Annotated in this window: 20 protein-coding genes, 1 pseudogene and 1 riboswitch; of the genes and pseudogenes, 8 read left to right on the top strand and 13 right to left on the bottom strand. The window is 61.2% G+C overall.

Annotated elements, in window-relative coordinates; translation table 11 throughout:
* Positions 1-645: 645 nt before the first annotated feature.
* Together ACFOYU_RS19450 and ACFOYU_RS19445 are read right to left on the bottom strand one after the other, a co-directional pair.
* Entirely contained in the window at positions 646-1692 is a 1047-nt protein-coding gene (locus tag ACFOYU_RS19450) for an MFS transporter (RefSeq protein WP_377034887.1), read from the bottom strand.
* 253 nt (positions 1693-1945) lie between these two features.
* Complete coding sequence (locus tag ACFOYU_RS19445; protein ID WP_377034888.1) at positions 1946-3925, bottom strand: BCCT family transporter; 1980 nt, start codon at positions 3923-3925, stop codon at positions 1946-1948.
* Positions 3926-4320: 395 nt separating this feature from the next.
* Here ACFOYU_RS19445 and proV point away from each other — a divergent pair, with 395 nt between their 5' ends.
* The 4 genes from proV to ACFOYU_RS19425 all read left to right on the top strand — a co-directional run bounded on the left by proV (position 4321) and on the right by ACFOYU_RS19425 (position 9320).
* Positions 4321-5562: a glycine betaine/L-proline ABC transporter ATP-binding protein ProV gene (proV, locus tag ACFOYU_RS19440; RefSeq protein WP_377034886.1), complete on the top strand. Its 1242-nt coding sequence runs from the start codon at positions 4321-4323 to the stop codon at positions 5560-5562.
* A 26-nt stretch (positions 5563-5588) separates the two neighbouring features.
* A complete protein-coding gene (locus tag ACFOYU_RS19435) occupies positions 5589-6503 on the top strand; it encodes an ABC transporter permease (RefSeq protein ID WP_377034885.1) in 915 nt (304 codons plus the stop codon).
* 67 nt (positions 6504-6570) lie between these two features.
* Complete coding sequence (locus ACFOYU_RS19430) at positions 6571-7458, top strand: glycine betaine ABC transporter substrate-binding protein (RefSeq protein WP_377034884.1); 888 nt, start codon at positions 6571-6573, stop codon at positions 7456-7458.
* Positions 7459-7631: 173 nt separating this feature from the next.
* Complete coding sequence (locus ACFOYU_RS19425) at positions 7632-9320, top strand: mechanosensitive ion channel family protein (protein WP_377034883.1); 1689 nt, start codon at positions 7632-7634, stop codon at positions 9318-9320.
* Between the two features lie 258 nt (positions 9321-9578).
* Here the strand turns inward: ACFOYU_RS19425 and ACFOYU_RS19420 are convergent, their stop codons facing one another.
* From ACFOYU_RS19420 to ACFOYU_RS19395, 6 genes are all read right to left on the bottom strand, one after another.
* The gene (locus ACFOYU_RS19420; protein WP_377034882.1) at positions 9579-10754 is read right to left on the bottom strand and encodes a Gfo/Idh/MocA family protein; all 1176 of its coding nucleotides are present in this window, start codon (positions 10752-10754) and stop codon (positions 9579-9581) included.
* A gap of 5 nt (positions 10755-10759) precedes the next feature.
* Positions 10760-11674, bottom strand: coding sequence for a sugar phosphate isomerase/epimerase family protein (locus ACFOYU_RS19415; RefSeq protein WP_377034881.1), 915 nt, complete (start codon positions 11672-11674; stop codon positions 10760-10762).
* Entirely contained in the window at positions 11601-12680 is a 1080-nt protein-coding gene (locus ACFOYU_RS19410; RefSeq protein WP_377034880.1) for an ABC transporter ATP-binding protein, read from the bottom strand. Before ACFOYU_RS19410 ends, ACFOYU_RS19415 begins: the two co-directional genes overlap by 74 nt.
* Before the next feature lie 2 nt (positions 12681-12682).
* Positions 12683-13567, bottom strand: coding sequence for a carbohydrate ABC transporter permease (locus tag ACFOYU_RS19405; RefSeq protein WP_377034879.1), 885 nt, complete (start codon positions 13565-13567; stop codon positions 12683-12685).
* Positions 13564-14430, bottom strand: coding sequence for a carbohydrate ABC transporter permease (locus ACFOYU_RS19400; RefSeq protein ID WP_226742694.1), 867 nt, complete (start codon positions 14428-14430; stop codon positions 13564-13566). Before ACFOYU_RS19400 ends, ACFOYU_RS19405 begins: the two co-directional genes overlap by 4 nt.
* Before the next feature lie 147 nt (positions 14431-14577).
* Positions 14578-15813: an ABC transporter substrate-binding protein gene (locus ACFOYU_RS19395; protein WP_377034878.1), complete on the bottom strand. Its 1236-nt coding sequence runs from the start codon at positions 15811-15813 to the stop codon at positions 14578-14580.
* Positions 15814-16020: 207 nt separating this feature from the next.
* Between ACFOYU_RS19395 and ACFOYU_RS19390 the strand changes: the two genes are divergently transcribed.
* From ACFOYU_RS19390 to ACFOYU_RS19375, 4 genes and pseudogenes are all read left to right on the top strand, one after another.
* Entirely contained in the window at positions 16021-17028 is a 1008-nt protein-coding gene (locus tag ACFOYU_RS19390; protein ID WP_377034877.1) for a LacI family DNA-binding transcriptional regulator, read from the top strand.
* A 141-nt stretch (positions 17029-17169) separates the two neighbouring features.
* Positions 17170-18753 (top strand): annotated as a pseudogene (locus ACFOYU_RS19385) (glycoside hydrolase family 43 protein); the annotation flags it as partial.
* A gap of 115 nt (positions 18754-18868) precedes the next feature.
* Positions 18869-19867 (top strand): Gfo/Idh/MocA family protein, encoded by a 999-nt coding sequence (locus tag ACFOYU_RS19380; RefSeq protein WP_377034876.1) that lies wholly within the window; start codon positions 18869-18871, stop codon positions 19865-19867.
* A gap of 157 nt (positions 19868-20024) precedes the next feature.
* Complete coding sequence (locus tag ACFOYU_RS19375) at positions 20025-20771, top strand: hypothetical protein (protein WP_377034875.1); 747 nt, start codon at positions 20025-20027, stop codon at positions 20769-20771.
* A 341-nt stretch (positions 20772-21112) separates the two neighbouring features.
* Here ACFOYU_RS19375 and ACFOYU_RS19370 read toward each other — a convergent pair whose 3' ends face one another.
* The 5 genes from ACFOYU_RS19370 to thiM all read right to left on the bottom strand — a co-directional run bounded on the left by ACFOYU_RS19370 (position 21113) and on the right by thiM (position 25411).
* The gene (locus ACFOYU_RS19370) at positions 21113-21817 is read right to left on the bottom strand and encodes an aspartate/glutamate racemase family protein (protein ID WP_377034874.1); all 705 of its coding nucleotides are present in this window, start codon (positions 21815-21817) and stop codon (positions 21113-21115) included.
* Positions 21818-22103: 286 nt separating this feature from the next.
* The gene (locus tag ACFOYU_RS19365; RefSeq protein ID WP_377034873.1) at positions 22104-23195 is read right to left on the bottom strand and encodes a TRAP transporter substrate-binding protein; all 1092 of its coding nucleotides are present in this window, start codon (positions 23193-23195) and stop codon (positions 22104-22106) included.
* Complete coding sequence (gene thiD, locus ACFOYU_RS19360) at positions 23179-23979, bottom strand: bifunctional hydroxymethylpyrimidine kinase/phosphomethylpyrimidine kinase (protein ID WP_377034872.1); 801 nt, start codon at positions 23977-23979, stop codon at positions 23179-23181. The genes ACFOYU_RS19365 and thiD overlap by 17 nt, the downstream gene beginning before the upstream one ends.
* The gene (gene thiE, locus ACFOYU_RS19355; protein ID WP_377034871.1) at positions 23976-24641 is read right to left on the bottom strand and encodes a thiamine phosphate synthase; all 666 of its coding nucleotides are present in this window, start codon (positions 24639-24641) and stop codon (positions 23976-23978) included. Before thiE ends, thiD begins: the two co-directional genes overlap by 4 nt.
* Complete coding sequence (gene thiM / locus ACFOYU_RS19350) at positions 24638-25411, bottom strand: hydroxyethylthiazole kinase (protein ID WP_377034870.1); 774 nt, start codon at positions 25409-25411, stop codon at positions 24638-24640. The genes thiE and thiM overlap by 4 nt, the downstream gene beginning before the upstream one ends.
* Positions 25402-25505, bottom strand: a riboswitch (TPP riboswitch). Its footprint overlaps the gene before it by 10 nt.
* Between the last annotated feature and the right edge of the window lie 25 nt (positions 25506-25530).

Genomic DNA, 25530 nt, shown 5'->3' with positions numbered 1-25530 from the left:
CCGAACCGCGCCGTCGATGGATCCTATTTAGAACGCCCCGACCCAGAAGTCAATCGGAAAATCGAAGCTTTTTCGAATTTTCCGGCACCCGATCCTGCCTCTCCCAAGTAAAGACAAAGAAAGAGCGATCACAGAAACATACTTGCTTCTGCGCTGAACCTCGTCGAACGGCGCGAAACCTTCGACACCTGTGCGGATTGTCCCCAGAGGAGCCCATAACAGCCCAGATCACTCCAGACAATACAAGGCTCATGGATGTGGCCGGACACAAAGAGCTTCACCCTTGGAAGGCGGGCTCGGACCTGGTTGGGTCTGGAGCGATCCATCTTCTGAAGGTTCAACATCGCTCCTCGGCGAGGGCCTGGGAACTGATGATTGCCGTGTCCGGAAATGGCGCTCGCTTGCTGACGCAGCGGCGCGGGGAAGGCACACATAGTCGATATTCTCGCCATTGCAAGGGCGAACATTGGTGCATTCTGTTTGGGCTATGGAATGTCTCCCGAGGGGCTCCCTTGCGTCTGCTATAGATGCATACGCAGCGGCGCCGGGAGGCGAAAGTTCCAGAGACGGGCTCGGCTGGAGGAAGTGCTCGACATTTCTTGCTACTCGCAGTCCTGGAGGGCTCATGGCGAGCCAAGCTAGACGCTATTCTCCGTCTCCCGGCTCCGATCGTGGGTCGAGTGGTGCAATCACGGGCGTCGTTCGGGGCAGCATCTGGTACGGTCCCTGCTGTTCGGCTGGAGGGGAGGGGCGGGCGCGCATCCGCCAAAGGCCGAAAACCAGCGCAAAGCTGCTGACCATAGCCGTGAAGGCGAACAGGCCGGGTGCTCCGGTGAGGGTCATCACGCCAGATGAGAGCAGTGGTCCCAGAGTGGCACCTGCCGAGTACGCGAGGATCAGTCCACCGCTGGCCGAGACCCGTGCGGCTGCGCCGAGATGGTCGTTCATATGCGCCACGCAGAGCGGATATAGAGCGAACGAAGCGCCGCCAAAGACGAGGGCGGCCCAATAGAGAAGGGGGCTGCCGGGATAGGCAGCGGCAGCGGTGCCGGCGCTGACCAGAACCATGGCTGTAAGGACGCCAATGATCACGAGACGGCGGTCGAAGACGTCCGACAGTCGTCCTACAGGCAACTGGAGCAAGACGCCGCCGAATATGACGGCGCTCATGAACATACCAGTCTGGGAGAGATCAAGGCCGATTTCGCTCGAGAAGGAGGGGCCCAAACTGTAGAATGACCCCAGCACCAGCCCACTTGAGACGGTGCCGACCATTCCTAGCGGTGAAGCTTCGTAGAGGCGGTAGAAGCTGAGGCCTTCCACATGGGGGAGGATCGGCGGGGCGACCCGTGTCAGGGCGACGGGGATCACGGCGAATGAAATAAGAATGGAAACGAGGGCAAAGAGGAGAAAGCCCGATTCATCCTGCAGGTTCAGCATGAACTGGCCGCCGGCTTGGCCTGCATAGAGGCAGACCATGTAGAAGGCGAGGATCTTACCCCTCGTTTCGCTTGTGGTTCTGTCGTTCAGCCAGCTTTCGACGCAGATGAATAAGCCTGCCATGCAGAAGCCTTCGGATAGACGCAGGAGGCTCCATAGCAGCGGGTCAAGATGTAGCGCATAGACAAGGGATATGCCCGAAAGGGCCGAGGCGAACGCGGTGAAAGCCCGAATGTGTCCATAACCGGTCACGATCCGGTAGGCGAAAAGGGATCCGAGGGTGAGGCCCCCGAAATAGGCCGACATCACAGCTCCAATGATGGCGGGAGCGGTTCCGGCAGCTTCCAGCCGAACGCCGATTATCGTGTTGAGGGGACCGTTTCCAGCCATCAGAAGAAGGATGGCCAGGAGAAGAACAAGGACTGAACGCAGGATGCCGACCATGATCACTGCGCCTCGACGTCCGGATCGTATTCTTGCTCCATTTGGTTCCTGACCCGCATGGTTAGACTTGGCCGGTCTGAACGATCTGCATGTATTCCTCGTATCGTGCCAGGAAGTCGTTGATGACTTGCTCGCGGGTGTAGCCGGTCACTTCATAGTGCTGTGGTCCGTCGGAGAGATAGACCTCGGCTCGATAATGGCGGCGCTCCTTGCCCTCCATAGGGGCTAGTTCCGGAAAGGCGAAGGTCGGGATCCGGTGGCTGCGCATGCAGATGCGATAGCGAAACTCGTTCTTGAGGTGGGGCATCACAGTGATCTGGACCTGATCGGAGGTTGGTTCGACCTGGGCTTCGAGGCCGCGCTGTCGGATCTGTGCGGCGACCTCTTCGAGCGCCGGACGGGCCGTGTCGTTCAAAAATCTGACAACCTCCTCGCGGTCATGAAAGTGCATGATCAGGCTGAGACGCCGCTGCCAGCTGCTGCCGACCGCCTGACGTGCGGGCGAGGGAGGCGCTATGTGCAGCCGTTCCAACGGGTGCATGCGCTCGAGCTGAAGGGCCCTTAGCAAACCGTAGCAAACGAGCACCATGATGACAGAGAAGGGTAGTGCGCTGGCGATGGCTGCAGTCTGTAGAGCCTGCAGTCCACCGGCGACAAGAAGCACGGCCGCAACCACTCCTGCCGATATCGCCCAGAAGATGCGCTGCCAGACAGGCGGCTCTTCGGCGCCTCCGGAAGTGATCATGTCGATTACGAGCGCTCCCGAATCCGCGGAGGTTACGAAGAAGGTGACCACAAGGAGCGTCGCAATAACGGAGGTGATGGTCGAAAGGGGCAGGGCCTCCAAAAGCGCGAAGAGGGCAACGGGCATGTTGTCGGCGACCACCTGCCCGATGGGTGCAATTCCGTTCAGCTGCATCCACAGTGCCGTATTTCCAAACACCGTCATCCAGAGGAAGGTGAACAGGACAGGGACGAACAGGACGCCCAGAACGAATTCACGGATCGTGCGGCCACGCGATATCCGCGCGATGAACATGCCCACGAAAGGCGACCAGGCAATCCACCAGCCCCAGTAGAAAAGCGTCCAGCTCCCGAGCCACTCGTTCGGTTCATAGGCATACATTCGGAATGTGAGCCGCACGACGTCATCGAGATAGGCTCCGGTGTTCTGCATCAGCGCCTGGAGCAGAAACACCGTTGGCCCAGCGGTCAGTACAAAGCCCAGCAGCAGGACGGCCAGGATGATATTGAGTTCGCTCAGCCGCCGGATGCCTGCATCGAGCCCGAGCATGACAGAGACAGTGGCTAGACCCGTGATGACGGCAATAAGGGCAAGCTGAACGCCCACATTCGCGGGTAGGCCAAACAGGTATTCCAATCCTGCATTGACCTGCAGCACTCCCAGGCCCAACGAAGTCGCGACTCCGAACATGGTGCCGAACACGGCAAAGATATCGGCGGCATGTCCGATAGGGCCGTGAATGCGCGCCCCGATCAGAGGATAAAGAGCGGAGCGGATTGTGAGTGGAAGGCCGCGGCGGAAGGCGAAATAGGCCAGGGCGAGGCCGACCACGATATAAATCGCCCAGGCATGCAGGCCCCAGTGGAAGAAAGTGATGATCATCGCCTGCCGCGCGGCGGCGAGGGTGTTGCCCTCGCCAACAGGCGGATCCATGTAGTGGTAGATCGGCTCCGCGACGCCGAAGAACATCAGGCCGATGCCCATGCCAGCGCTGAAGAGCATAGCAAACCAGGAGAGGTAGCTGTAATCCGGTTCGGCGTCATCTGGCCCGAGCTTCACGTCCCCATAGCGGCTGAGCATGAGGAAAAATGTGAAGATGAGAAAGCCCGCGACCACGGCAATGTAGAACCAGCCGAAGCCCGCGACGATGGAGCCTTGTACGGCAGAGAAGAAGGTTGCGGCCTGTTCCGTGAAGAGAGCGCCGAGACAGACAAAGGCCAAAATCACCCCCGCAGAGATGAAGAAGACGGGAGCATTTATTTGTGCCTGCGGGCGCCTTACTCTTGACCGTGACATTGCTCTGCCTCTGCTCATTCGCCCGCCCAAGTTAACAATGCCTTGCAGCCTGAACGGATCCAACAGATGCAGGGCGTTCGGCGTCGGCCGCTCGAAGGGTCCAACCTGTTGTTTCTCAAACTGAAGAAGGTTTCTGCGGTTGTTGACGACAGAGCGTGGGTTCACAGTGAATGCAGCCAATTCATGCCCAAGGGGTTGGCTTTTCGAGCTGAGCGGTCTAAACAACCTGCGCTAACGACAACGATGTGCGTTGAACGCTTTGTCGGACGTGAGCAATTTCGTAGCTTTATGCGTGATATGATATTGCCGCGTCCGATCATATGACTACTGCGCAGATCAACAATTACACATTGGAGGCTGCCCCTAATCTTTAGGACAGGGGAAATGGGGTATCGATGATTATCGAAGACGATTCTGTGCGCTGTGGAGACGCTGTTCGCACGGATGCTAATAAAATTGCGTTGCGTAATGTGTTCAAGATTTTCGGCTCGGATGTCGCACATGCGGTCGATTTGATCCGGGCGGGGCAAGGCAAGGATGCCGTTCAGGCGGAGACCCGCTGCACAATTGGCGTCAACGACGCCAGCTTCGGCATCAGAGAGGGCGAAATCTTTGTGGTGATGGGGCTCTCGGGCTCCGGCAAATCGACCCTGCTGCGCCTACTCAATCGCCTGATCGAGCCGACGCTCGGATCCGTCTCGGTGGACGGTCAGGATGTGACGCGCATGAGCAAGCGCGATCTGATCGAGCTGCGGCGCCGCGACATAAGTATGGTGTTCCAGAGCTTCGCCCTCCTGCCAAACCGCACTGTGCTCGACAATACCGCTTTCGGACTCGAGATCGCAGGCATTTCCGAGGTAGAGCGCAACCGAAAAGCTCTTCGGGCGCTCGAAGCAGTCGGACTCGACCGCTACGCGGCCAGCAGGCCTGATGAGCTCTCCGGCGGAATGAAGCAGCGCGTCGGTCTTGCTCGTGCGCTAGCCAACGAACCTACCATCCTCCTCATGGATGAGGCCTTCTCGGCACTCGATCCGCTGATCCGTACCGAGATGCAGGATGAGCTCCTGCGCCTGCAGGCGGAGCGCAGCCGTACGATTGTCTTCGTCAGTCATGATCTGGACGAGGCCATGCGCATCGGCGACAGGATCGCGATCATGCAGGACGGCGTCGTAGTGCAGGTGGGCACGCCTGAAGAAATCGTGATGAGCCCGGCTAACGACTATGTCCGCTCGTTCTTCCGCAATGTGGATGTCAGCCACGTCTTCCGTGCGGGCGACATCGCGCGCCATAGCCAGGTCACACTGATCGACCGCGCTGGCCATAGCGTCAACGCCGCCCTCGAGCGCATGCGTGCGCATGATCGCGATGTCGCGATCGTCATTGCCCGCGACAAGCGCTACCAAGGGATGATCAGTGCGGATTCCCTCAAGGAAGCGGTCCGTGCTGGTGGAGCTGATCCATACCGACAGGCATTCCTGCCCGATATGAATCCCATCGAGGCCGAAACGCCGCTGGCACAGGTCATGGGGCGTGTTGCGGAGAGCCGCTGGCCTGTGCCTGTGGTGGATGCCCAAGGCCGCTATCTAGGCGCCATCTCCAAGTCATCCCTTCTCATGACCCTCGACCGCGCCGGCTGATCCGCCAGCGTGTGAAGGATACCATCATGGACTTCGATCTCAGCATCGGCGCCGGCGCCAGCGCGGCCGTCGAATACATGCTCGACAACTTTTCTCCGACGCTTGACGCAATAGCCGACGGCATCGGGCTGTTCGCCGACGGCATCAAGGATGCGCTGCTCTGGCTGCCGGCTTGGGCGTTCATCACCGCAGTTGCGCTGTTCGCCTTTTGGCGGATCGGCTGGAGGTTCGCCGTACTTTGCGGCGCGGCGCTGCTTCTGATCGTCGGTATGGGGCTGTGGAAGGAGACGGTGGAGACTCTTGCGCTCGTCATCGCGGCGACTGCGATCGCCATCACGATCGGCATTCCTCTCGGCATTCTCATGGCACGCAGCCCGATCACGGCTGCCGGCACGCGCCCACTGCTCGACCTGATGCAGACGATGCCCGCATTCGTTTATCTCATCCCGGCCGCGATGTTCTTCGGTCTTGGAGCAGTGCCCGGCACCATTGCGACCGTGATCTTTTCCATGCCGCCTGTCGTGCGTCTGACAGCCTTGGGCCTGACTCAGGTGAACCGCGAATTCATCGAAGCAGGCCTCGCCTTCGGGTGCACCGACCGGCAGCTTCTGTTCAAGGTCCAGTTTCCCCTGGCACTGCCTTCGATCATGGCAGGCGTGAACCAGACGATCATGCTCGGCCTTTCGATGGTGGTGATTGCCTCGATGATCGGCGCGGGCGGTCTGGGCAATACGGTGTTGACAGGTATTCAGCGCCTCGATGTCGGGCTTGGCTTCGAGGGCGGTCTCGCCGTGGTCATCCTGGCAATCATCCTCGATCGCTTGACCCAGAGTCTCTCACAACCGGCGGCCTTGCGTATCCCGCGTCTGGCGCGTCGGGACAGTCCCATCATGCACGGTGCTGTCGAAATGGAGAGTACGCCTGCCAAAGCAGGCGTCTAACGCCGGGCATCGGAATGGGTACCCGTCCCGATGCTCGACCATACCTACGAGCTGAAAGGAGAACCCTATGCTCAAGACCTTCGCCCGGATCGCCCTCGCGGCGGCCCTGACCACAGGCCTTGCGGGAACGCTGCAGGCACAGGAAGAAAAAAAGCCGGTCAAGATCGGCTGGACTGCCTGGGCCGACGCCGAGTTCGTCACCAAGCTCGCCAAGAAACTGATCGAGGACAATTACTCGCAGAAGGTCGAGCTGCTGCAGACCGATATTGCGCCTCAATACCAGGGGGTCGCGAAAGGTGACATCGATGCCATGATGATGGCATGGCTGCCCGAAACCCATAAGGACTACTGGAGCCGTGTCGGTGACAAGGTCGTCACTCTCGGCGTCCTCTACACTGACGCCAAGCTCGGCTGGGTCGTTCCGAAGTATGTTCCGGAGGACCAGCTCGCATCCATCGCCGATCTGGCAAAGCCGGAGGTGAAGGAAAAGCTGAATGGAAAGGTTCAGGGGATCGATCCTGGCGCCGGTCTCACCCGCCTGTCGAAGGAAGCCATCAAGACTTACGATCTGAGCGGATATGATCTGACCACCGCCAGCGATGCCGCAATGGTATCTGCCCTCGACCGGGCCATTCGCAGAAACGAGTGGATCGTGGTGACGGGTTGGAGCCCGCACTGGATGTTCGGCAAGTACGAACTGCGCTATCTCGATGATCCGAAGAATGCGCTTGGCGGCGTCGAGCGGGTGTACGCAATTGCGCGGCAGGGATTCCAGAGCGACTACCCGGAGGTCGCCCAGTTCCTGATGCGCATGCATATTCCGCTCGACGAGCTCGAGGCGGCGATGTCCGATGCCAACGAGTCTTCGGTGGACAAGGCCGTTGAGAACTACATCAGCGAGCACCCCGCCCGCGTGAAGTACTGGCTCACCGGCGAGATGGCCACAGCGTCCTAAAACCCAGGCAAGCTTTAAGGCGACGAATGCTAATGACAAGCCACTGGGGTGTCCCAGTGGCTTGTCCGATACGGGGGTTGTTTCCTCTCCCAGCCGGGCCTTCATTCCTTCACGAGTTTCAGACCTGAGGTCCCGGTCTTCTCCATGAGCTCTGCTTAAGCCAGCGAGAAAAGATGACATTGAGACTGCCTGCACGGATTTTTCTCTCCGCTCTCGCCCTTCTTCTCCTGTTCACCGTAGCGGCCTGGCCTCAGGATGTTCTCAAGCCGGGATCGGCGCCGTCCGGCGGGGATGCCGCGGCAGCACAACGGGATCCGTTCGGCCGCGAAACTCCGCAAGGCTTGGTCTCCGGCTTGATCAGTGCTCTTGCAGATGCGGACTACGAGCGGGCTTCGCAGTTTCTTGAGGCGGAGCGGATTTGGGGCCGCTCCGGCAACGTAGTTCTGTCTGGGCCGGAGTTGGCCAAGACATTCCAGCAGGTCCTTGATCGGGCCGGGGCCGTTGTCACTCCGGCAGAGTTGAGTGCCGCACCGACCGGTCGGCTCGACGACGGCCTTCCGGGGGACAAGGAGCGGTTCGGGCTTGTCGAGACCAAGTATCGCGAAGTTCCGCTGCTGGCGAAGCGCGTGGAGCGGGACGGGGTACAGTTATGGCTGGTCTCCGTCGATACCCTGGAGGAAATTCCTTCGCTCGCGCAGGCGATACAGTACAATTCCCCCGGAGCGTCGCTGATTGATCAGTTGCCGAAGGGGCCATCGGTTGGCGGTGTATCATCCTCGCACTGGCTCGCCCTTCTCGTGCTCGCCGGTCTGAGTTCGGGCCTTGTCTGGCTGCTGATGGCCATGCGCGGTCCTGTCCTGCGCCTTCTTCGTCGACGCGGCGAGGAGACGAGCTTGACCCGCTATCTGGAGGCCTGCGCTGGACCCATCGGCGTGTTGGTGGCGGTGCTCGTCTTCAGAGCCGGCATCGAGTCCTTGGGGGTCTCGGTCGTCGCCCGCTACCGGGCCGTATTTCTCGGGCAGATCCTGGGCTTTTGCGCCATGGCGTGGCTCTTGTGGCGGACCGCCGATGCCGCAGGAGAGGTCGTGCTCGGGCGGATGTCGCGTCGTGGCCAGCTAACGGCCTACTCCGCCGTCAGCTTCATGAAGCGGGCTGCCAAGGCGCTCCTCGTGGTCCTGTTCGGGATCACGCTGCTCGGCGCTTTCGGCGTGGACGTGACGACCGGGCTGGCCGCACTCGGCATCGGCGGCCTTGCCATTGCGCTCGGCGCGCAAAAGCTCTTCGAAAACCTGATCGGGAGCTTGACGCTGATCGCGGACCGCCCCGTCAGAATCGGTGATTTCTGCCGGTTCGGCTCCGCTCTGGGAACGGTCGAGGAAATCGGGATCCGGTCCACCAGGATCCGGACGCTGGACCGCACGATCCTGACCGTCCCCAACGGCGAGTTCTCCTCGCTCCAGATCGAGAACTACTCGAAGCGGGACCGCTTCTGGTTTCACCCCATCCTGAATGTCCGGTACGAGACAAGCCGCGACCAAATCCGCTTTCTTCTGCGCGAACTGCGTTCGATGCTGCTCTCACATCCGAACGTAAGCCCCGATCCAGCGCGCGTCCGTTTCATTCAGCTGGGGCCTCACTCGCTCGATCTGGAGATTTTCGCCTACGTGCATGCAAGAGATTACGACGAGTTTCTCGAGATCCAGGAGGATTTGCTCCTGCGCTGCATGGAGGTCGTCGAACGGAGCGGAACCAGCTTCGCATTTCCGTCTCATACCCTCTATCTCGGGCGAGATGCAGGTCTTGACGAAGACCGCGCCCGTAAGGCGGAGGATGTCGTGCAAGGATTGCGGGCCGCCGAGTAGCTGGAGGAACCAGTTCAAGCACCTCAAGGGGCGCTGGTAACGTCGCTGACATCCGACACTGCCTGCTTGGAGATCTGTGGGCTCTTGGGCTTCAGTGTCCGAAATCGTGAAGGCGTTGAGTTTGGTCCTGTAAATCCCATGGTCTTGGAACCACAACCACTGGGCAACCGAGCGGAAAGTGAATTGCCAACCGGCTGGCAATTCATTGTGAAGCGCCTCATATCGGCCTATCTCAAGCCGGTAGGCTGAAGACACCCTTCATGCTGCCGTCGCCGTTTGGGGTGGGCCTTGCCACAGCCCGGCTGCCTCCTCGTCAGACAGAGCCGCCGGACGCTCCAGCATGGTCGTGATCGCCATCGCGCGTCCGGTGGCAGCTCCCTCCAGGATGCTGTGCATCACCTCGAGAACATGAAGCGCCAACCGGCCCGTGGAGCGGTGAAGCGTGCTATTGAGAGCGGCGCTGGCAAGGTCGGCGAGGCCGAGCCCCCGGTAGTTGGCGCGTGACGGCGCATCGGGGGGCCAGTTCGGCGAGCGCCAGTTCGGAGCCCCGAGCGGCATACCGCTCGAGTCCCTGGCCTGCCAGTCCCCACCACGCTCGGTCATCTCGACATGGCCGCCGAAGAAGTTCGGATCCGGCACTCGTAGAGAACCTTCCGCACCATAGAGCTCGATCGCCGGATGACCGTGCTTCCACACATCCCAGCTCATGCAGAAGGTGACCTGCGCGCCTGAGGCAAACTCCAGAAGTGCCATGACGGTCGTGGGCGTCTCCACGGCGATGCGCTGACCCTTGCGGGGAGATTCCGACGTTACAACCCGTTCGGGGAATCCGATGCTCGACATGGCGAAAACGCGTTGGACGGGACCGATGAGGTTGACGAGGGCGCTGAGATAATACGGCGCCATGTCGAGGATTGGTCCGCCCCCCGGCTTGAAAAAGAATTCCGGATCGGGATGCCAGTGCTCCATGCCGTGGGACATCAGGAAGGCCGACCCCGAGAGGATCCGCCCAACCGCACCGTCGTCGACCAGCTTGCGGGCAAGTCGTCCGCCAGCGCCTAGAAAGGTATCCGGCGCGCAGCCCAGCAGCAGGCCTCGCGCCTCGGCCTCGTCGACGAGCTTGCGGCCCTGCTCGAAATCCACGGCAAGGGGTTTTTCCGAGAAGACGTGCTTGCCCGCGCTCAATGCTGCAAGGGATACGCCGAAATGAGCGCTGGGGACCGTGAGGTTGACCACGAGATCGATGTCTTGGTGGGCCAGAAGTTCGTCGACCGCCATCGCCTCAGTGCCGTAGCGGCTGGCTTGGACTTGCGCGACTTCGGGTCTCATGTCCGCGCAGGCCCGCAGCATCAGCCCTCGATAGGCCGGGATGTTCTGAAGGTAGATACCCGAGATATTGCCGCATCCGATGATGCCGACGTTCAGGGCTTTCATGATGGTTATTCCTCGATACTGCGCAGGAAGTCGAAGCTGAGGCGGGCTGTGTGAGCAGGATTCGCAGGCTTGTCGTGTTCCACGACCATCCACTTGGCTCCGGCCTCGCGGCAGGAGCGCCACAGGTTGCGCCAGTCCAGCACACCGGAGCCGACATCTGTCCAGCCGTCCTGCTCCTCGTTTTGCCCTGTGGGGGCGATGTCCTTGACGTGGGCAGCCGTGATCCTGCTGCGATGGCGTTTCATCCACTCCCTGGGATCGGCATCGCCTCGCACGAGCCAAGCCACGTCAACTTGCCAGGCGAGAGGACTCCCTTCCGCCTCCTCGAAGATGAGTTCAAGCGCGGTCTTGTTCCCGTCCTTCGACTTTAATTCCCAGTGGTGATTATGATAGCCAAGACGAATGCCGTCTCTCTGGAAGCGCTCGGCTAACCTGCCGAGTTCCCGTCCGAGCGAGCGCCATCCATCCGCTTCCATGTCGCGCTGCTCCGGCGGAACAGCCGGCATGTAGAGATCCGTGACATCGAGGATCCGGCAGGCGTCCACGATGGCGTCGGGCTTCTCGCGCAATGCCGCCATGCTGACATGACTCGAGGATGCTTTCAGGCCGCGGGAATCCAATTTGGATCTCACGCCCGCAGCATCGTCAAGATGCGACCCGACCGTCTCCACATAATGATACCCGGCCTGAGCCACAGTATCGAGAATGCGGTCGAGATCCTCCATCGAGCGCAAGGTGTAAAGCTGAATCGAAAGATAGTCTGTGACGCTCATGGAGTCCCCGAGGTTCGAAGTGACTGCATCCACCTGGGACGCAAGCGGACGCGAAAGATGCAGTTGCCGTTGGTTACAGACGTTCGCCGCTTTGGGAATCGAAGAGAGAAACCTGTGCGGCATCGATCCCCAATGCGAGCTGTTCACCCAGGGACGTCCTGGTATTCCCGCTTGTGCGGACCTGGAGCGAGCCATCATTGTCGCTGCACCAGATCACGGTATCAGCGCCCATGGGCTCGATGATGTCGATCCGGAAACCCGACCAGGCGCCCACTTCAACGACCTCAAGATGTTCCGGCCGAACTCCGAGCACAGCTTCCTGTCCGGAGATGGGGGCGCCCGTGAACTCATAACCGTGGAGAGGAAGGCGACGTTGACCGGACACGAAGATCGGCCCGCTCCCGCTGTTCTCGATCCTGCCCTTGATGAAGTTCATCTGTGGCGAGCCGACGAACCCGGCGACGAACATGTTGGCAGGGCGGCGATAAATCTCCGAGGGACTGCCGACCTGCTGGATCCTCTGCTCCTTCATGACCACGATCTTGTCCGCCAGGGTCATGGCTTCGATCTGGTCGTGCGTGACATAGATCATTGTCGTCTTGCCGAGCCTGGCGTGCAATCTCTTGATCTCGACCCGCAGTTCGTTCCTGAGTTGGGCATCGAGGTTCGAGAGCGGCTCGTCGAACAGGAAGACCGCCGCATCACGGACCAAGGCCCGGCCGATCGCCACACGCTGACGCTGACCTCCCGACAACTGATCGGGGCGCCGGTCGAGGAGATGAGAAATCTGCAGGAGCTCCGCCGCTTGGTTGACGCGGCGTTCGATCTCTGGCTTGGGGGTCTTTGCCATCCTGAGCCCGAACGACATGTTCTCGCGCACGCTCATACGGGGGTAGAGGGCGTAGGACTGGAACACCATGGCGATGCCGCGGTCCTTGGGTTCCTCCCAAGTGACGTTCTGTCCGCCGATCCAGATCTGCCCTTCCGAAATGTCGAGAAGGCCGGCGATGGCGTTGAGCAGCGTGGATTTTCCGCAGCCCGAGGGACCGAGGAGGACGATGAACTCCCCCTCCTCGAAATCCAACGACAGGCCATTGAAGACGCGGACGGCTTCGAAGGCTACGGTGATATCGCGAACGGAAACCGCAGACATGCTTACCCCTTCACAGCACCGGCGGCGATGCCACGGATGAACCAGCGTCCCGACACGAAATAAACCGCGAGAGGGACGAGGGCCGCCAGCATGGTTGCCGCCATATCGACGTTGTAGGCGCGCTCACCTTGGGTCGAGTGAACGATGTTGTTGAGCTGCACCGTCATGGGCAGGTTCTCCCGGCCCGCAAAGGTCAGCCCGAAAATGAAGTCGTTCCAGATGCCGGTGACCTGAAGGATCGCCGCGACCACGATCATCGGCGTCGACATAGGCAGCATCACCCGGAAGAAGATTGTCCAAAAACCGCCGCCATCGATGCGGGCGGCCTTGAACAGTTCGATGGGAAGGCCGGCGTAGTAATTGCGGAACAGCAGGGTCATCGTGGGCAGGCCGAAGATCACGTGAACGATGACGATGCAGAGCAGCGAGTTGTAGATCCCGGTCATGGAGAAGATCCGCACCAGGGGATAGAGGAAGACCTGGTAAGGGATGAACGCTCCGAGGAGAAGGATGCCGAACATCAGGTTGGCACCGCGAACTCGCCAGAGAGATAGGGCGTATCCATTGATGGCGCCTGCGGCGATCGACAGGATTACGGAGGGGATCAGGATGCGAACCGAGTTCCAAAAGCCGACGCTGATGCCATTGCATTCGAGGCCGGTGCAGGCCGAGGACCAGGCCTTGCTCCAGGCATCGAAGGTAAGCATCGAGGGCAGGGCGAGGATATTGCCGAGCCGGATCTCCTCCATCGGCTTGAGCGAGGTCACAATCATGATCCATAGCGGCAGCAGGAAGAACAGGGCGGCCGAGATGAGGAATACATAGATTCCGATACGGCCGATCGTGATGTGCTTCGGGCGGCGCCCCTGCGGTACGACAGCGGTCATGCCGGTCTCCCCTGCGGACGGACGTACTTGGCGTAGACCCAGGGCGCGAGGATCACGACCACGGTGATCAGCATGATCGTCGCTGCGGCGGTTCCGAGGGCGATGTTGTTGCGCTCGAACAGGTGGTCCATGACGAACTTCGCCGGCACTTCGGTCGCAATGCCTGGGCCGCCGAGTGTCATGGCGACGACGAGGTCGTAGAGCTTCACGACGCCGGTCGCGAGCAGAACAGTCGCGGTCACCACCATCGGCCGCAGAAGCGGCAGGACAACGGAGAGGTAAACCCGCCAGGTCGGAATCCCGTCGACGCGCGCAGCCTTCCACAGGTCCGCATCCACCCCTCGCAATCCCGCAAGCAGGATTGCCATGGTCAGTCCGGCCCCATGCCATAAACCTGCTATGACGATAGTGTAGATCGCCATCTCCTGGTTCACGAGCCAATCGAAGGTAAAATTCTCGAAGCCCATGTCCCGCACGAGCTTCTGAAGTCCGAGGCCGGGATTGAGAAACCACTGCCAAGCCACGCCGGTGACGACGAACGACATGGCGTAGGGATAAAGGAAGATCGTGCGGAGGACGCCTTCGGCGCGCACGTTCTGATCGATAAACACGGCGAGCAGGAAGCCGAGGATGAGGCACCCTGAGACGAAAAGGGTGCCGAAGATGAGGATGTTTTCAGCCGAGACCAGAAAGCGGTCGTTCATGAAAAGACGGCTGTACTGAGCAAAGCCGACCCAGTCGAGCTTGGGGAGGAGTGTCGAGCTCGTGAATGACAGCCGCACCGTCCAGAGCATGCAGCCGATATAGACGACCAGGACGATGAGCGCTGTCGGCAGAAGCGCCAGGGCGGCTGGGAGTCGCATTCTCACGCGGCGCCGGCTCTTGAGCGGACGTGCGGAGCTGGCAACGGCAGTCGGGATGGAGACAATAGCCATCGGGCACCCGTTCTGTCGGGAGTGGTAGGATTCGGCGGGCGTAGGGCCTGCCGAATCCACGGAGCTCAACCTGCCTCAGCTGGCGCTCTGCATGGCAGCCGTGACCTTTTCCACGAAAGCGTCTGCCGACATGTTCGGGTTGTTCCAGTACTGCGTGACCGCATCCTGCATGGCGCCGGAAAAGTTCGGCGTGCTCAGGAGCTCCATGGCCTCGACCTGGTTTTCCGGGTTCTTCAGCACCGAAGCAGATTTCTGAGCGCAGATGTCCATGGACGAGACATCGACATCCAGGCGAACCGGGATCGAGCCCTTCTTCTTGTTGAACTCGAGTTGGGTGGCTGGATCGAGCAGAACTTCAGCCAGCTTGTCCTGGGCTGCGAGCTGGTCCTTGTCCTTGGTCGCCGGGAATACGAAGACGTCGCCGCCGATCACGAGCCGGGGGTCCTTGCCGACGATGGTGCAGCCATATTCCTTGCCTGCCGTCTGGCCCGCGGCGGTGAACTCGCCCTTGGCCCAGTCGCCGTTGAAGTGCATGGCCGCCTTGTCGGTGATCACAAGGGCCGCGGCGTCGTTCCAGTTGCGGCCCGGTGAGCCCGGGTCGACGAGGCTGCGCATCTTACCGAACAGCTCGGCCACTTCCTTGAACTCGGCACTCTTGGCGGCTTTCGTGTCTCGCTTTCCATAGACACTACGGAACAGATCGGCTCCGCCGCTGCCAACAAGAACGGCCCGGAACAGGTTGTGCTCCCAGTTGGGCTGGCCGCCAAGGGCAAGTGGAATGACCCCCTTGGCCTTCAGCTTTTCGCCGGTCTCGATGAGCTCAGGGAAGGTCTTCGGGGGCTCGACGCCAGCATCCTTGAGGAGCTTGGTGTTGTAGAAGAGCCAGTTCTGACCGTGAATGTTCACCGGAACCGCATAGAACTTACCGTCGCGGACCGTTGCCTCGACGATGGGTTTGGGCATGATCTCACGCCACTTGCCGGCTTTCGCCGCGGTTTCGACGTCGCGCACAAGATCATTGGTTACGAGTTCGTCGAACTGCTTGCCGGTATTAAACTGCATCATGGTCGGGGGATTGCCGCCGACGATGCGGTTGATGCCTGCCGCACGGGCGTTCGCGCCGCCGGCAATGGCGTTGTCGACCCAGGTGCCGCCAGTCTTGGCGTACTGGTCGGCGAAGACTTTGACGGCGGCGGATTCTCCCGCCGAAGTCCACCAATGGAGTACCTCCGCCTTTTGAGCGAAGGCTCCAGAGCTCCAAATGAGGGCAACAGAAAGGGTATACGCGGAAACGCGTGTCTTCAGGCTCATGGCTTCCTCCCAGAAGCGTTTCGGTCGTTTCTGTAATCGATTACATCTTATTTTATATAAGTTGAAATCGACTTCAAGGTAAGTCAAGCATAAAGTATCGCCTCAAGATGGCCGCGATGACTGAGGTGATACTTTGTACGATCATAAGGGGTGGGCAGCATGAGCCGTAGGCGCTGGCGCGCGGTCAAAGAAACGCGCATCGCAGACGTGGCACGGCTCGCCGGCGTTTCGACCGCCACCGTCAGCCGCGTTCTGGCCAACCCGGATCAGGTCCGACCGAAAACACACGACCTTGTGATGGAAGCCGTGCGCCGTAGCGGCTACACGCCCAACAGCACGGCCCGGAATCTACGCACCCGTCGCACCATGACCGTGCTGGTCGTTGCGCCGAGACTCACCAACCCGGTCTTCGCGCAAGTGCTCCGTGGGGTGGACGACGAACTGACGCAGAACGGTTACGGAATCATCGTCGGCAATCTGGACAATCTCATCGAGCGAGAGGCCCGATACGTCGATCTCGTGCTCTCGCGGCAAGTCGATGGCGTTCTTCTGATGAACGGACGCATTCCCGAGAAGGGCAGGCGCAGCATGGGCGAAGCCGGACTCCCGATTGTAGCCCTGTGTTCGGCAATCCCGGATGCCGGGATCCCCAATGTGACGGTCGAGGACCGTGAAGCCTCCCGGAGGGCGGTGGAGTACCTGGCGCAACTCGGGCACTCCAAGCTCGGCTATATCTCAGGTACTCCCGGCACATTCATCGAGGTGGAACGCTTCTCCGGTTTTCAGGAGGGAGTCGCTGCCGCTGGACTCTCCCAGGAGGATTTCGTGCGCTGGGAGGGGCCGTTCACATTCGCGACCGGCGTTGCTGCTGCAGAAGCTTTCCTTCGTTTGAAGAAACGCCCTACGGGAGTTTTCGCCGCCTGCGACGAGAGTGCGATTGGATTCATCAAGACAGTGAGATCGGCCGGGGTCCGGGTTCCCGATGATGTGTCCGTCGTCGGCTTCGATGGCATCGAGTTCGCCGATTACACCGAGCCGACGCTCACCACCTTCCAGCAGCCGCTGCATGAGCTCGGGCGCACCGGAGCGCGCATTCTCCTAAAGATGATCCAGGGGAAAATGAGTCCGGCGGATTGGGACATTCGGCTGCCGTTGCAACTGCTTGAGCGCGGCACGACAGGGCCCGCGCCGAGAAGAGGCCGGAGTGCAAAGTGATCAGCATGCCCACGGATCGCGACGGTTATATCCCTGAGGGGCGTCGCGGTACCAATTCCGCTGCTCCTCTCTCAAGCTCTCACCGTGCCGGCAATCCTTCCCGCCCTTCTGTCCATTGAAACACAAATGCCGGAAACGCTCATGACGACCATTCGCAACCCCATTCTGCCTGGGTTCAACCCTGATCCCGCATTCTGCAGGGCCGGCGATGACTATTACATCGCCACATCAACCTTCGAATGGTATCCGGGCGTGCAGATCCATCACTCCCGCGATCTTGTAAACTGGAGGCTGGTCTGTCGTCCCCTTGACCGCCAATCCCAGCTCGATATGCGCGGCAACCCGGACAGCTGCGGCGTCTGGGCACCTGCTCTGACCTATGCGGACGGCTTGTTCTGGCTGATCTACACGGACGTGAAGCGCCGTCTCGGCAACTTCAAGGACACTCACAACTACCTTGTGACGGCGCCGTCCATCGAGGGGCCTTGGTCCGATCCGATCTTTATGAACTCGTCAGGCTTCGATCCCTCTCTCTTTCACGACGATGACGGGCGAAAGTGGTTCGTCAACATGGTTTGGGACCATCGCCGCCGTCGCAGCTCCTTCGACGGCATTCTGCTGCAGGAATATTCGCCCGCCGAGCAGCGGCTTGTTGGTCCGATCAAGAACATCTTCAAGGGAAGCCCACTCGGGCTCGTCGAAGGGCCACATCTCTGGAAGCGCAACGGTTGGTACTATCTGACCGTGGCCGAGGGCGGCACCTCCTACAACCATGCCGTCACGATGGCGCGTTCCAGGAACATCGATGGGCCCTACGAGCTTCATCCGAACACCCATCTCCTGACCAGCAAGGATGCGCTGGATGCTCCGCTCCAGAGGGCAGGCCACGGCTTTTACGTGGAGGCATCCACCGGCGAGGTCTATCACACACATCTCTGTAGCCGCCCGTTGCCTGGAACCCGGCGCTCGCCGCTGGGCCGAGAAACGGCAATCCAGCGGGTGGTATGGGGAGAGGACGACTGGCTCTATCTCGCTCATGGAGGGCAGGTTCCCGCTGTCGAGGTCAAGGGGCCTGATCTCCCGCCGCACCCGTTCCCACCCGAGCCGGAGCGCCACGATTTCGACGATGGGAGATTGCCTTCAGCCTTTCAGTGGCTGCGCACGCCCGACTGGGGGCGGCTGTTCTCGCTGACGGCCCGGGCGAGCCATCTCCGGCTCTACGGGCGCGAGTCCATCGGAAGCTGGTTCGAGCAGGCGCTTGTCGCCCGCCGCCAGACGGATTGGAGCTATTCGGCCGAGACGGCGCTGGAGTTCGAGCCTGAAACCTATCAGCAGATGGCCGGTCTGATCTGCTACTACGATCGCGCGCGATTTCACTATCTCGCCGTGTCCGCTGACGATGAGGGGAGGCGGGTGCTTCAGGTCATCTCGTGCCTGGGAGATCATCCCGACGCCTTGATGACCTATATGCTCGACAGCGATCTGCCGTTGCCTGAGGATGGCCCCATCCATCTCGGCGTCGATGTCCATTTGGCTGATCTTCAATTCAGATGGTCCATTGACGGAGTGAACTGGAAACCTGTCGGTCCCATCCTCGATGCGAGCATTCTCTCCGATGAGGCGGGGCCGGGAGCTCATGGATCCTTCACGGGCGCCTTCGTTGGGATGGCCGCGCACGACCTGACAGGTCGCGCCCTGCCGGCGGATTTCGATCACTTCTCTTACCGCGCCGACATGCCAAGCGACCAGGTGAGCATGGCCGCGAAGATTGCGCCGTGCGGCGTTGCAGGGGTCAAAACGGCGCGTCGCTCAACAGGACGCATAGTTTCAGGAGGATGACATGGAGCCGGTTCGTTGGGGTATCTTGAGCACAGCCAGGATCGGTCGGACGAAGGTCGTTCCGGGAATGATGAAAAGCCCGCTATGCGCCATCACGGCCGTAGCGTCGCGGAATGCGGCGTCTGCCGAGGCAATGGCCGGGGAGCTTGGAATTCCAAAGGCCTATGACTCCTACGAGGCGCTGCTTGCGGACCCGGATGTCGAGGCCATCTACAATCCGCTTCCCAATCACCTGCACGTTCCGCTGACCCTCAAGGCCGCTGCCGCCGGTAAGCATGTGCTGTGCGAAAAACCTATCGCGATGACGGCTCAGGAGGCAGGGCAGCTCGAGGACGCCTCGTCCCAGGTGCTCATCGCCGAGGCGTTCATGGTCCGCCACCATCCGCAGTGGCAGCAAGCCCGAGATCTGATCCGGCAGGGAGGGGTTGGCGAGGTGAGAGCAATCCAGGTGCTGTTCTCGTATTTCAACGCGGACCCGTCCAATATCCGCAACAAGGCGGATATTGGCGGTGGCGGCCTGCTGGACATCGGCTGCTATGCGGTAGTGGCCGGGCGCTATTTCTTCGAGGCCGAGCCGACTCGCGCTGTAGTGCTGACGGATTTCGACCCTGCTATGGCGATCGATCGGACCACGAGCGCTCTCATGGATTTCGGCGCGGGCCGGCAGCTCATCTTTACGGTCTCGACCCAGATGGTCCCTTATCAGCGGTTGCAGATTCTCGGGACGAGGGGGCGCATCGAAATCGAGATCCCCTTCAATGCCCCGCCCGATCAGCCGACCCGCATCCTCGTCGACGATGGAAGTGTCCATGGCGGGCGCTCGGCGCGAACCATCGAGTTCGAGGCCTTAGACCAGTACCAGCTTCAGGGCGAGGCGTTCGCCCGGGCTGTCCGTGGCGCCGAGCCCCTGGGCTACGGTATCCAAGATGCGCTCATGAACATGCGCATCTTGGACGCCTTGCGGCGCTCTGCAGAAGCGGCATCCTGGCAGCGGATCTAAAGCGCGGCTGAGTGCGGGATCCAACGTGTCCCGCAGAGGTGCAAGAATAGGGTTAAGCGATGATTAATTCCTGTTCTGCATCTTGCCAGGGCGAGGCAGTCGGTGATGTCGGCGGCTACAAAAACGATGATGAATTGCATAGGGCAGCGGATTTGACATGTCGAACTGGCGAGACGAGCGAAACCAGAAGGCCCGTGCCCGGCTCGAGAAGCGTCTCTCCGAGCACTTCCCCGCATGCGTCGTGTCCCACGCGCTCAGGCAGCCGTTGATTCCTCCGACGCAGCGTCGTGCAATGGAGTCGTACTGGCGACATCGCCCTCTTCTGGCTGATCGATTGGCACGGGCACTCGCAGCCAAGAGCGGGCAGCCTGCAGCTTGGCATTGGCGTCTCGGATCCGGCAAGGAGGAGGGGCTGCCGATATCGTTCCGCACTCCGCCTTCGCCCTATCGGGAGCCCGCTTTCTCGCGCGGGCCGGGGCATTGCTGCGTCTGTGGGCAGCCTGTCTATCGTTTGGGATGGCACCGCGATCTTTGGGGTGATGGAAAGCCTAACAAGAATGCCATCTGGCATGCCGCTTGTGTTGCGGCCTGGCAGTTCTGGACCGCACCTTCCGATCACCTCAGAATGTTGAAGCTTCGCCAGAACCGGAAATGCGCAACGACCGGGCGTCGCCTGCTCAGGACCGCCGAGGTGGACCATCGGGTTCCGCTCTTCGCCGTGTGGTCCCAGTCTCGTACGAAGCCCTGGCCGGAACTGCTGGCCTTCTGGGGAGCGCCTAACCTTCAGGTCATCAACCGAGCCGCTCACGTAGAAAAGTGTGCGGAGGAGGCGGCGCAACGGTCAGAACGGCGGAGATCGACACTTTCTGCCGGAGGGGACACGATGGAGGATTCCTCGCCATGATCCTCGGCGTTGGACAGGGGGAAACACATGCCGAAAGCTGCTTGGGGCATATCGAGGGTCTTTCATCCTTCACGGGGAACAGAGGAGACCGCCGCCTCCGGTTCTCCCGATTCGCTTATGGCCTGAATGAGGCCTCCGGGAGGTCAAGCCTTCACCACTGGTAGTTTTTTTGCAGATCGCAGGCCTCACGCGGTACGGCGAAGACCCATCGCTCGCCGTGCGAGAGGCCCAGCCTCCTGTCTGGTGGTGCAACGGTAGCGGGTTCCGCCCTTTCGACAGCGACGCAGATTGGCTGGTCGGCGACCTGTTGATGGCGCCATAATGCCGAGGGAGCAATGCTCTTAAACGGTTCCGGCCGCGATCGCCTGTTGCACCGCAGCCTGAGCGTGCAGGGTTGTCGTATCGAACAATGGGACTGGGCTGTCCTCGGGCTGCACCAGCAACATGATTTCCGTACAGCCAAGAACAATCGCCTCTGCGCCATGCTCAATCAGGCGCTGGATGATCTCGCAGTATTTCCTGCGGGAGGCAGACAGAACCTGGCCTGCGATCAGCTCTTGATAAATGATCTGATGCACGACCGCGCGGTCGGCAGGCTCCGGCACCAGAACATCCAGGCTGTATTCTGAGACCAGCCGGCCCTTGTAGAACTCCTGCTCCATCGTGAAGGCCGTACCGAGAAGGCCAACACGGCTGTAGCTGGCCTCCTTGATCTTTTTTGCCGTCGGATCGGCAATGTGCAGCATGGGGATGGACACGCTCGCGGCAACTTCGCCGGCCATCCGATGCATGGTGTTCGTGCACAGGAGGAAGAAGTCTGCGCCACCGCGCTCGAGGCGTTGGGCGGCCTCGATCATCCTGCTGGTCAGCACTGACCACTGGCCCTCGTGCTGCAGACGTTCGATCTCGCCGAAGTCTACGGAGAACATCAAGCTTTGCGCGGAGTGTGCCCCACCCAATCGCTCCCGCACCTCTTGGTTGATGATGCGATAGTATTGCGCCGAGCTCTCCCAGCTCATGCCCCCGATCAAACCTATCGTCTTCATCGCCGTAGTCCTTAAGGTGCATTCCATCTGCGGCATCACCTAGCCGATTGCGATGGCTTGATAAACAGCCTTCGGGAGAATCGCGTCCGTGCTGCAGTGAAGGGCAGCCCGATCCTGAAAGATCGGACAACGGCACATCCGGAAGTCGGCCAATGGCCCACGGACGGAGATAGCCCCACGCTGGCGCTCAGCAACTGCCTGGGACAAGCACGAAGCGACGGAGGTTCCCGAAGGACTGGGATCTCTTGGTGCGACCCGAAGCATCCATGCTAGTTCCCACCGTCATCTACCGTGCCGCCGAGGATGCGCGCGTGTTGGCTCTGGCCATATCGGCGGCAAGTGTCGACCAGCCTCGAAGGTCACGTTGGGCGTTCCTGTAGCTCTCCACGATGCGACCGGCGAGAGAGGAGGTGGAGGCGATCTCTGTGAGGAGTTCCGTTGAAGCTGCGTGAGCCGCATCGATGATGGAGCGGGGAAAAGCCTCAAGGTTCACCGGATACGTGCCGAGAATTTCCGTCAGCGCGACAGCATTGGTCTGGTGGGCATCGGCGAGACCTAGGGAATGTTCGGCTCTGCAGGCTTCGGCTACGATATGGCGCAGGTCCGGCGAGAGCCGATCCCATGCCGAAAGCGAGATCTGAAGTTCGCTGGCGCCGTTCGGCTTGTTGAATCCGGGTGCGTAATAGAATGGCGCATACTTCGGCAGACCTGTCTCAAGATCCGTCGCCGGCGCCAGAAACTCCGCCGCGTCGATGGAGCCCTTCTCGAGCGCCGGGAGCAGGTCGCCGGCGGAAACCGCCATGGGTACGGTTCCAAGCTTGGCGTAAATTTCTGCTCCCAGGCCCTGCACACGCAGGCGCATGCCCTTCAGATCCTCAAGGCCATTCAGCCTGCGCCGGAACCATCCGCCCATCGAGGGGCCTGTGTTCCCGGCAAGGAACGCCCGGACGCCGTGGGGATTGTAAAGCTCGTCCCAGAGCGCCTGCCCATCCCGCAACTCGATCCATGCCTGGTGCTCGATGGGGCCGAGGCCAAAAGGGACACTCGTGAAGAAGCCTGCCGCCGGCATCCTGCCCTGCCAGTAAAGCGCCGCCGTGTGACCCATTTCGACGGTGCCGTTCGAGACCGCATCGAGCACTGCAAACGGCGGCACGATCTCACCGGCTGCAAACAGGTCGATCTGCAGCCGTCCACCGCTCATGGCATTGATGCGCTCGACGATCCGCTGCGCGGAGATGCCGGGGCCGGTGCGACCCTTCGGCCAGGAGGTGACCATGCGCCAGCGCAGGGTCTGGGCGCGAACGACAGTCGGTGTCGCGAGAGACGCGGCGCCGATGCCGAGCGCCATGCGGCGGGAGAGTTTAGGACCAGTGGGCATGGAAGTGATGCACGGGCCCGTGCCCGCGTCCGATCTGGAGTTGGCCGGAGGCGCCAATGGCGGCGCTGATGAAGCTCTTGGCTGCGGCAACGGCCTCCGTCAGCGGGAGGCCCTTGGCGAGCCCAGCGGCGATGGCCGAGGACAAGGTGCAGCCGGTGCCGTGGGTGTTGCGCGTCTCGATGCGGGGAGCCGTGAATCGATGCATGCCCTGGGAATCCAGAAGGATGTCGATGCTTTCCGCTCCTGAGCCGTGTCCACCCTTCACCAGAACGGTCCTGGGGCCGAGGCGAAGGATCCGCTCGGCCTGCCGGAGCATCGCACGCTCATCGGAGGCCATCGGCTCGTCGAGAAGGGCGGCTGCTTCCGGAAGGTTAGGCGTGACGATCAGCGCCCTGGGAAGCAGGGTGTGGCGTAATGCATCGATGGCCTCCGGGGCAAGCAGACGGTCACCGCTGGCCGCCACCATTACGGGGTCGAGAACGACCTGTGTCGCATGGTGGCGCTTGAGGCCCTCCGCTACGGCTTCGATGATGGCGGGTTGGGATAACATGCCGATCTTCACCGCATCGACCGATATATCGGAGAAAACACTGTCGATCTGTTGCTCGACAAAGGCGGGCGGAACATCGTGTATGCCCTGAACGCCTAGGGTATTTTGCGCGGTCAGTGCCGTAATGACGCTCGCGCCATAAACCCCCAGAGCCGAAAAGGTCTTCAAATCCGCCTGGATCCCGGCTCCACCGCCCGAATCCGAACCTGCGATGGTGACTGCGACGGCTGTCATGCCAGGACGCTCCGCGAGGCCAGCGCTTCATCGACTATCCGCCGCAGCCGGGCTGCCTCGGCTTGTGGATCAGGAGCCATGAAAATCGCCGAGATGACTGCAATTCCGTCAGCGCCTGCAGCGATGACCGGTTCTGCATTCGAGGCATCGATTCCCGCAATGGCGCCGACCGGACCTCGGCTTGCGTTTCTGGCGCGTGTTAGAGTTGCGCGCAGACCGTCGAGCCCGATCGGCGGAGAAGGATTGTTCTTGCTCACGGTTGCGAAGATGCCGCCGATGCAGCCGTAGTCGACCGGCATGTGCGCGAGCGCATCGGCGTGCTCCGGCGTCTTGAGCGTCAGACCGATGATTGCGTGCGGGCCCAACAATTTGCGTGCATCCTCGGGATGCAGATCCTCCTGCCCGAGATGGACCCCGTCGGCTCCTGCAGCCAGAACGATATCGACGCGATCATTGATCAGGAGCGGCACACGGGTCCCTTCAAGAGCCATTTTGAGCGCGCGGGCCAGTTCCACAAGGCGACGGCCCTCCGCATGCTTGTCCCTGTACTGGATGAGCGTCGCACCACCGGCGACAGCCTGTCTGACGAGTTCGACAGGATTTCTGCCACCAGTCCGTTCCGGGTCGATGATGCCATAGAGCCTGAGATCGACGTGGTTCATAGGATTCTCCCGCAGGCGACGAGGGTTGGCGTATCGAGGTTGAAGAGCACGTCGAGAAAGGCGGGCTGGAATGTGCCCGGTCCGTTTGCGCCACGGGCTGCAATCTCTCCAGCGACTCCGGTGGCCAGCAAAGCCGAGGCTGCGGCCTCGAGCGCATTGTCGTGCAGGGCCGTGAAGGCTGCTATGAGGGCCGTTCCGGCGCATCCCATGGCGGTCACTCGGGTCATCAAGGGATGACCGTTCTCGATGCGAAGGGTGTGTGCACCGTCCGTGACCACATCCGCAGCACCGGTGACGACCACGACAGTGCCATGGGCGCTTGCGAATGCCTGCACGGCCTCAGGTGCCGCATCATTCCCGGCAAGAGCCATGAACTCGCTCGCATTGCACCGCAGGACACTTGGCCTGCCTGCAAGACTGGCGCGGGCAAGTTCCAGACGGGGCGGAGAGGATTCCACGAACACGGGATCGAGTACCCACGGCTTGGCGTGAGCGCGGGCGGTCGCGATGGCTTGGGGGATGGCTGCGAGGCGGTCGCCGTCGAGCGTGCCGAGATTGACGAGCAGTGCGGCGGAGCGGCTGGTAAAGGCCGCGACCTCCTCCGGCGCGACGGTCAGGGACGGTAACCCGCCAGCTGCGAGCAGAAGATTGGCCGTGAGGGTCTGCGCTGCCGCGTTCGTGATCGCATGCACGCGTGGACGCTCGCTGCGGAGGCGCTCGAGCAGAGTCCCGGCCAATGCTGGAAGAAAGGTGTCTGGCGCCCTCGTCATCTCGCAATCCCTCCGCCGGCATAATCCGGATCAGGTTCGATGGGTTGGTCTCGACGAGACCTCTCAGCCCGGATGGGCACCCCAAGGAGATATCTGCGAGATAGTACCATCGCGCCCTC

The sequence above is a fragment of the Microvirga sp. GCM10011540 genome (assembly GCF_042650665.1).
Lineage (GTDB): Bacteria > Pseudomonadota > Alphaproteobacteria > Rhizobiales > Beijerinckiaceae > Microvirga > Microvirga lenta.
This window is presented reverse-complemented; position numbering and strand designations above follow the sequence as displayed.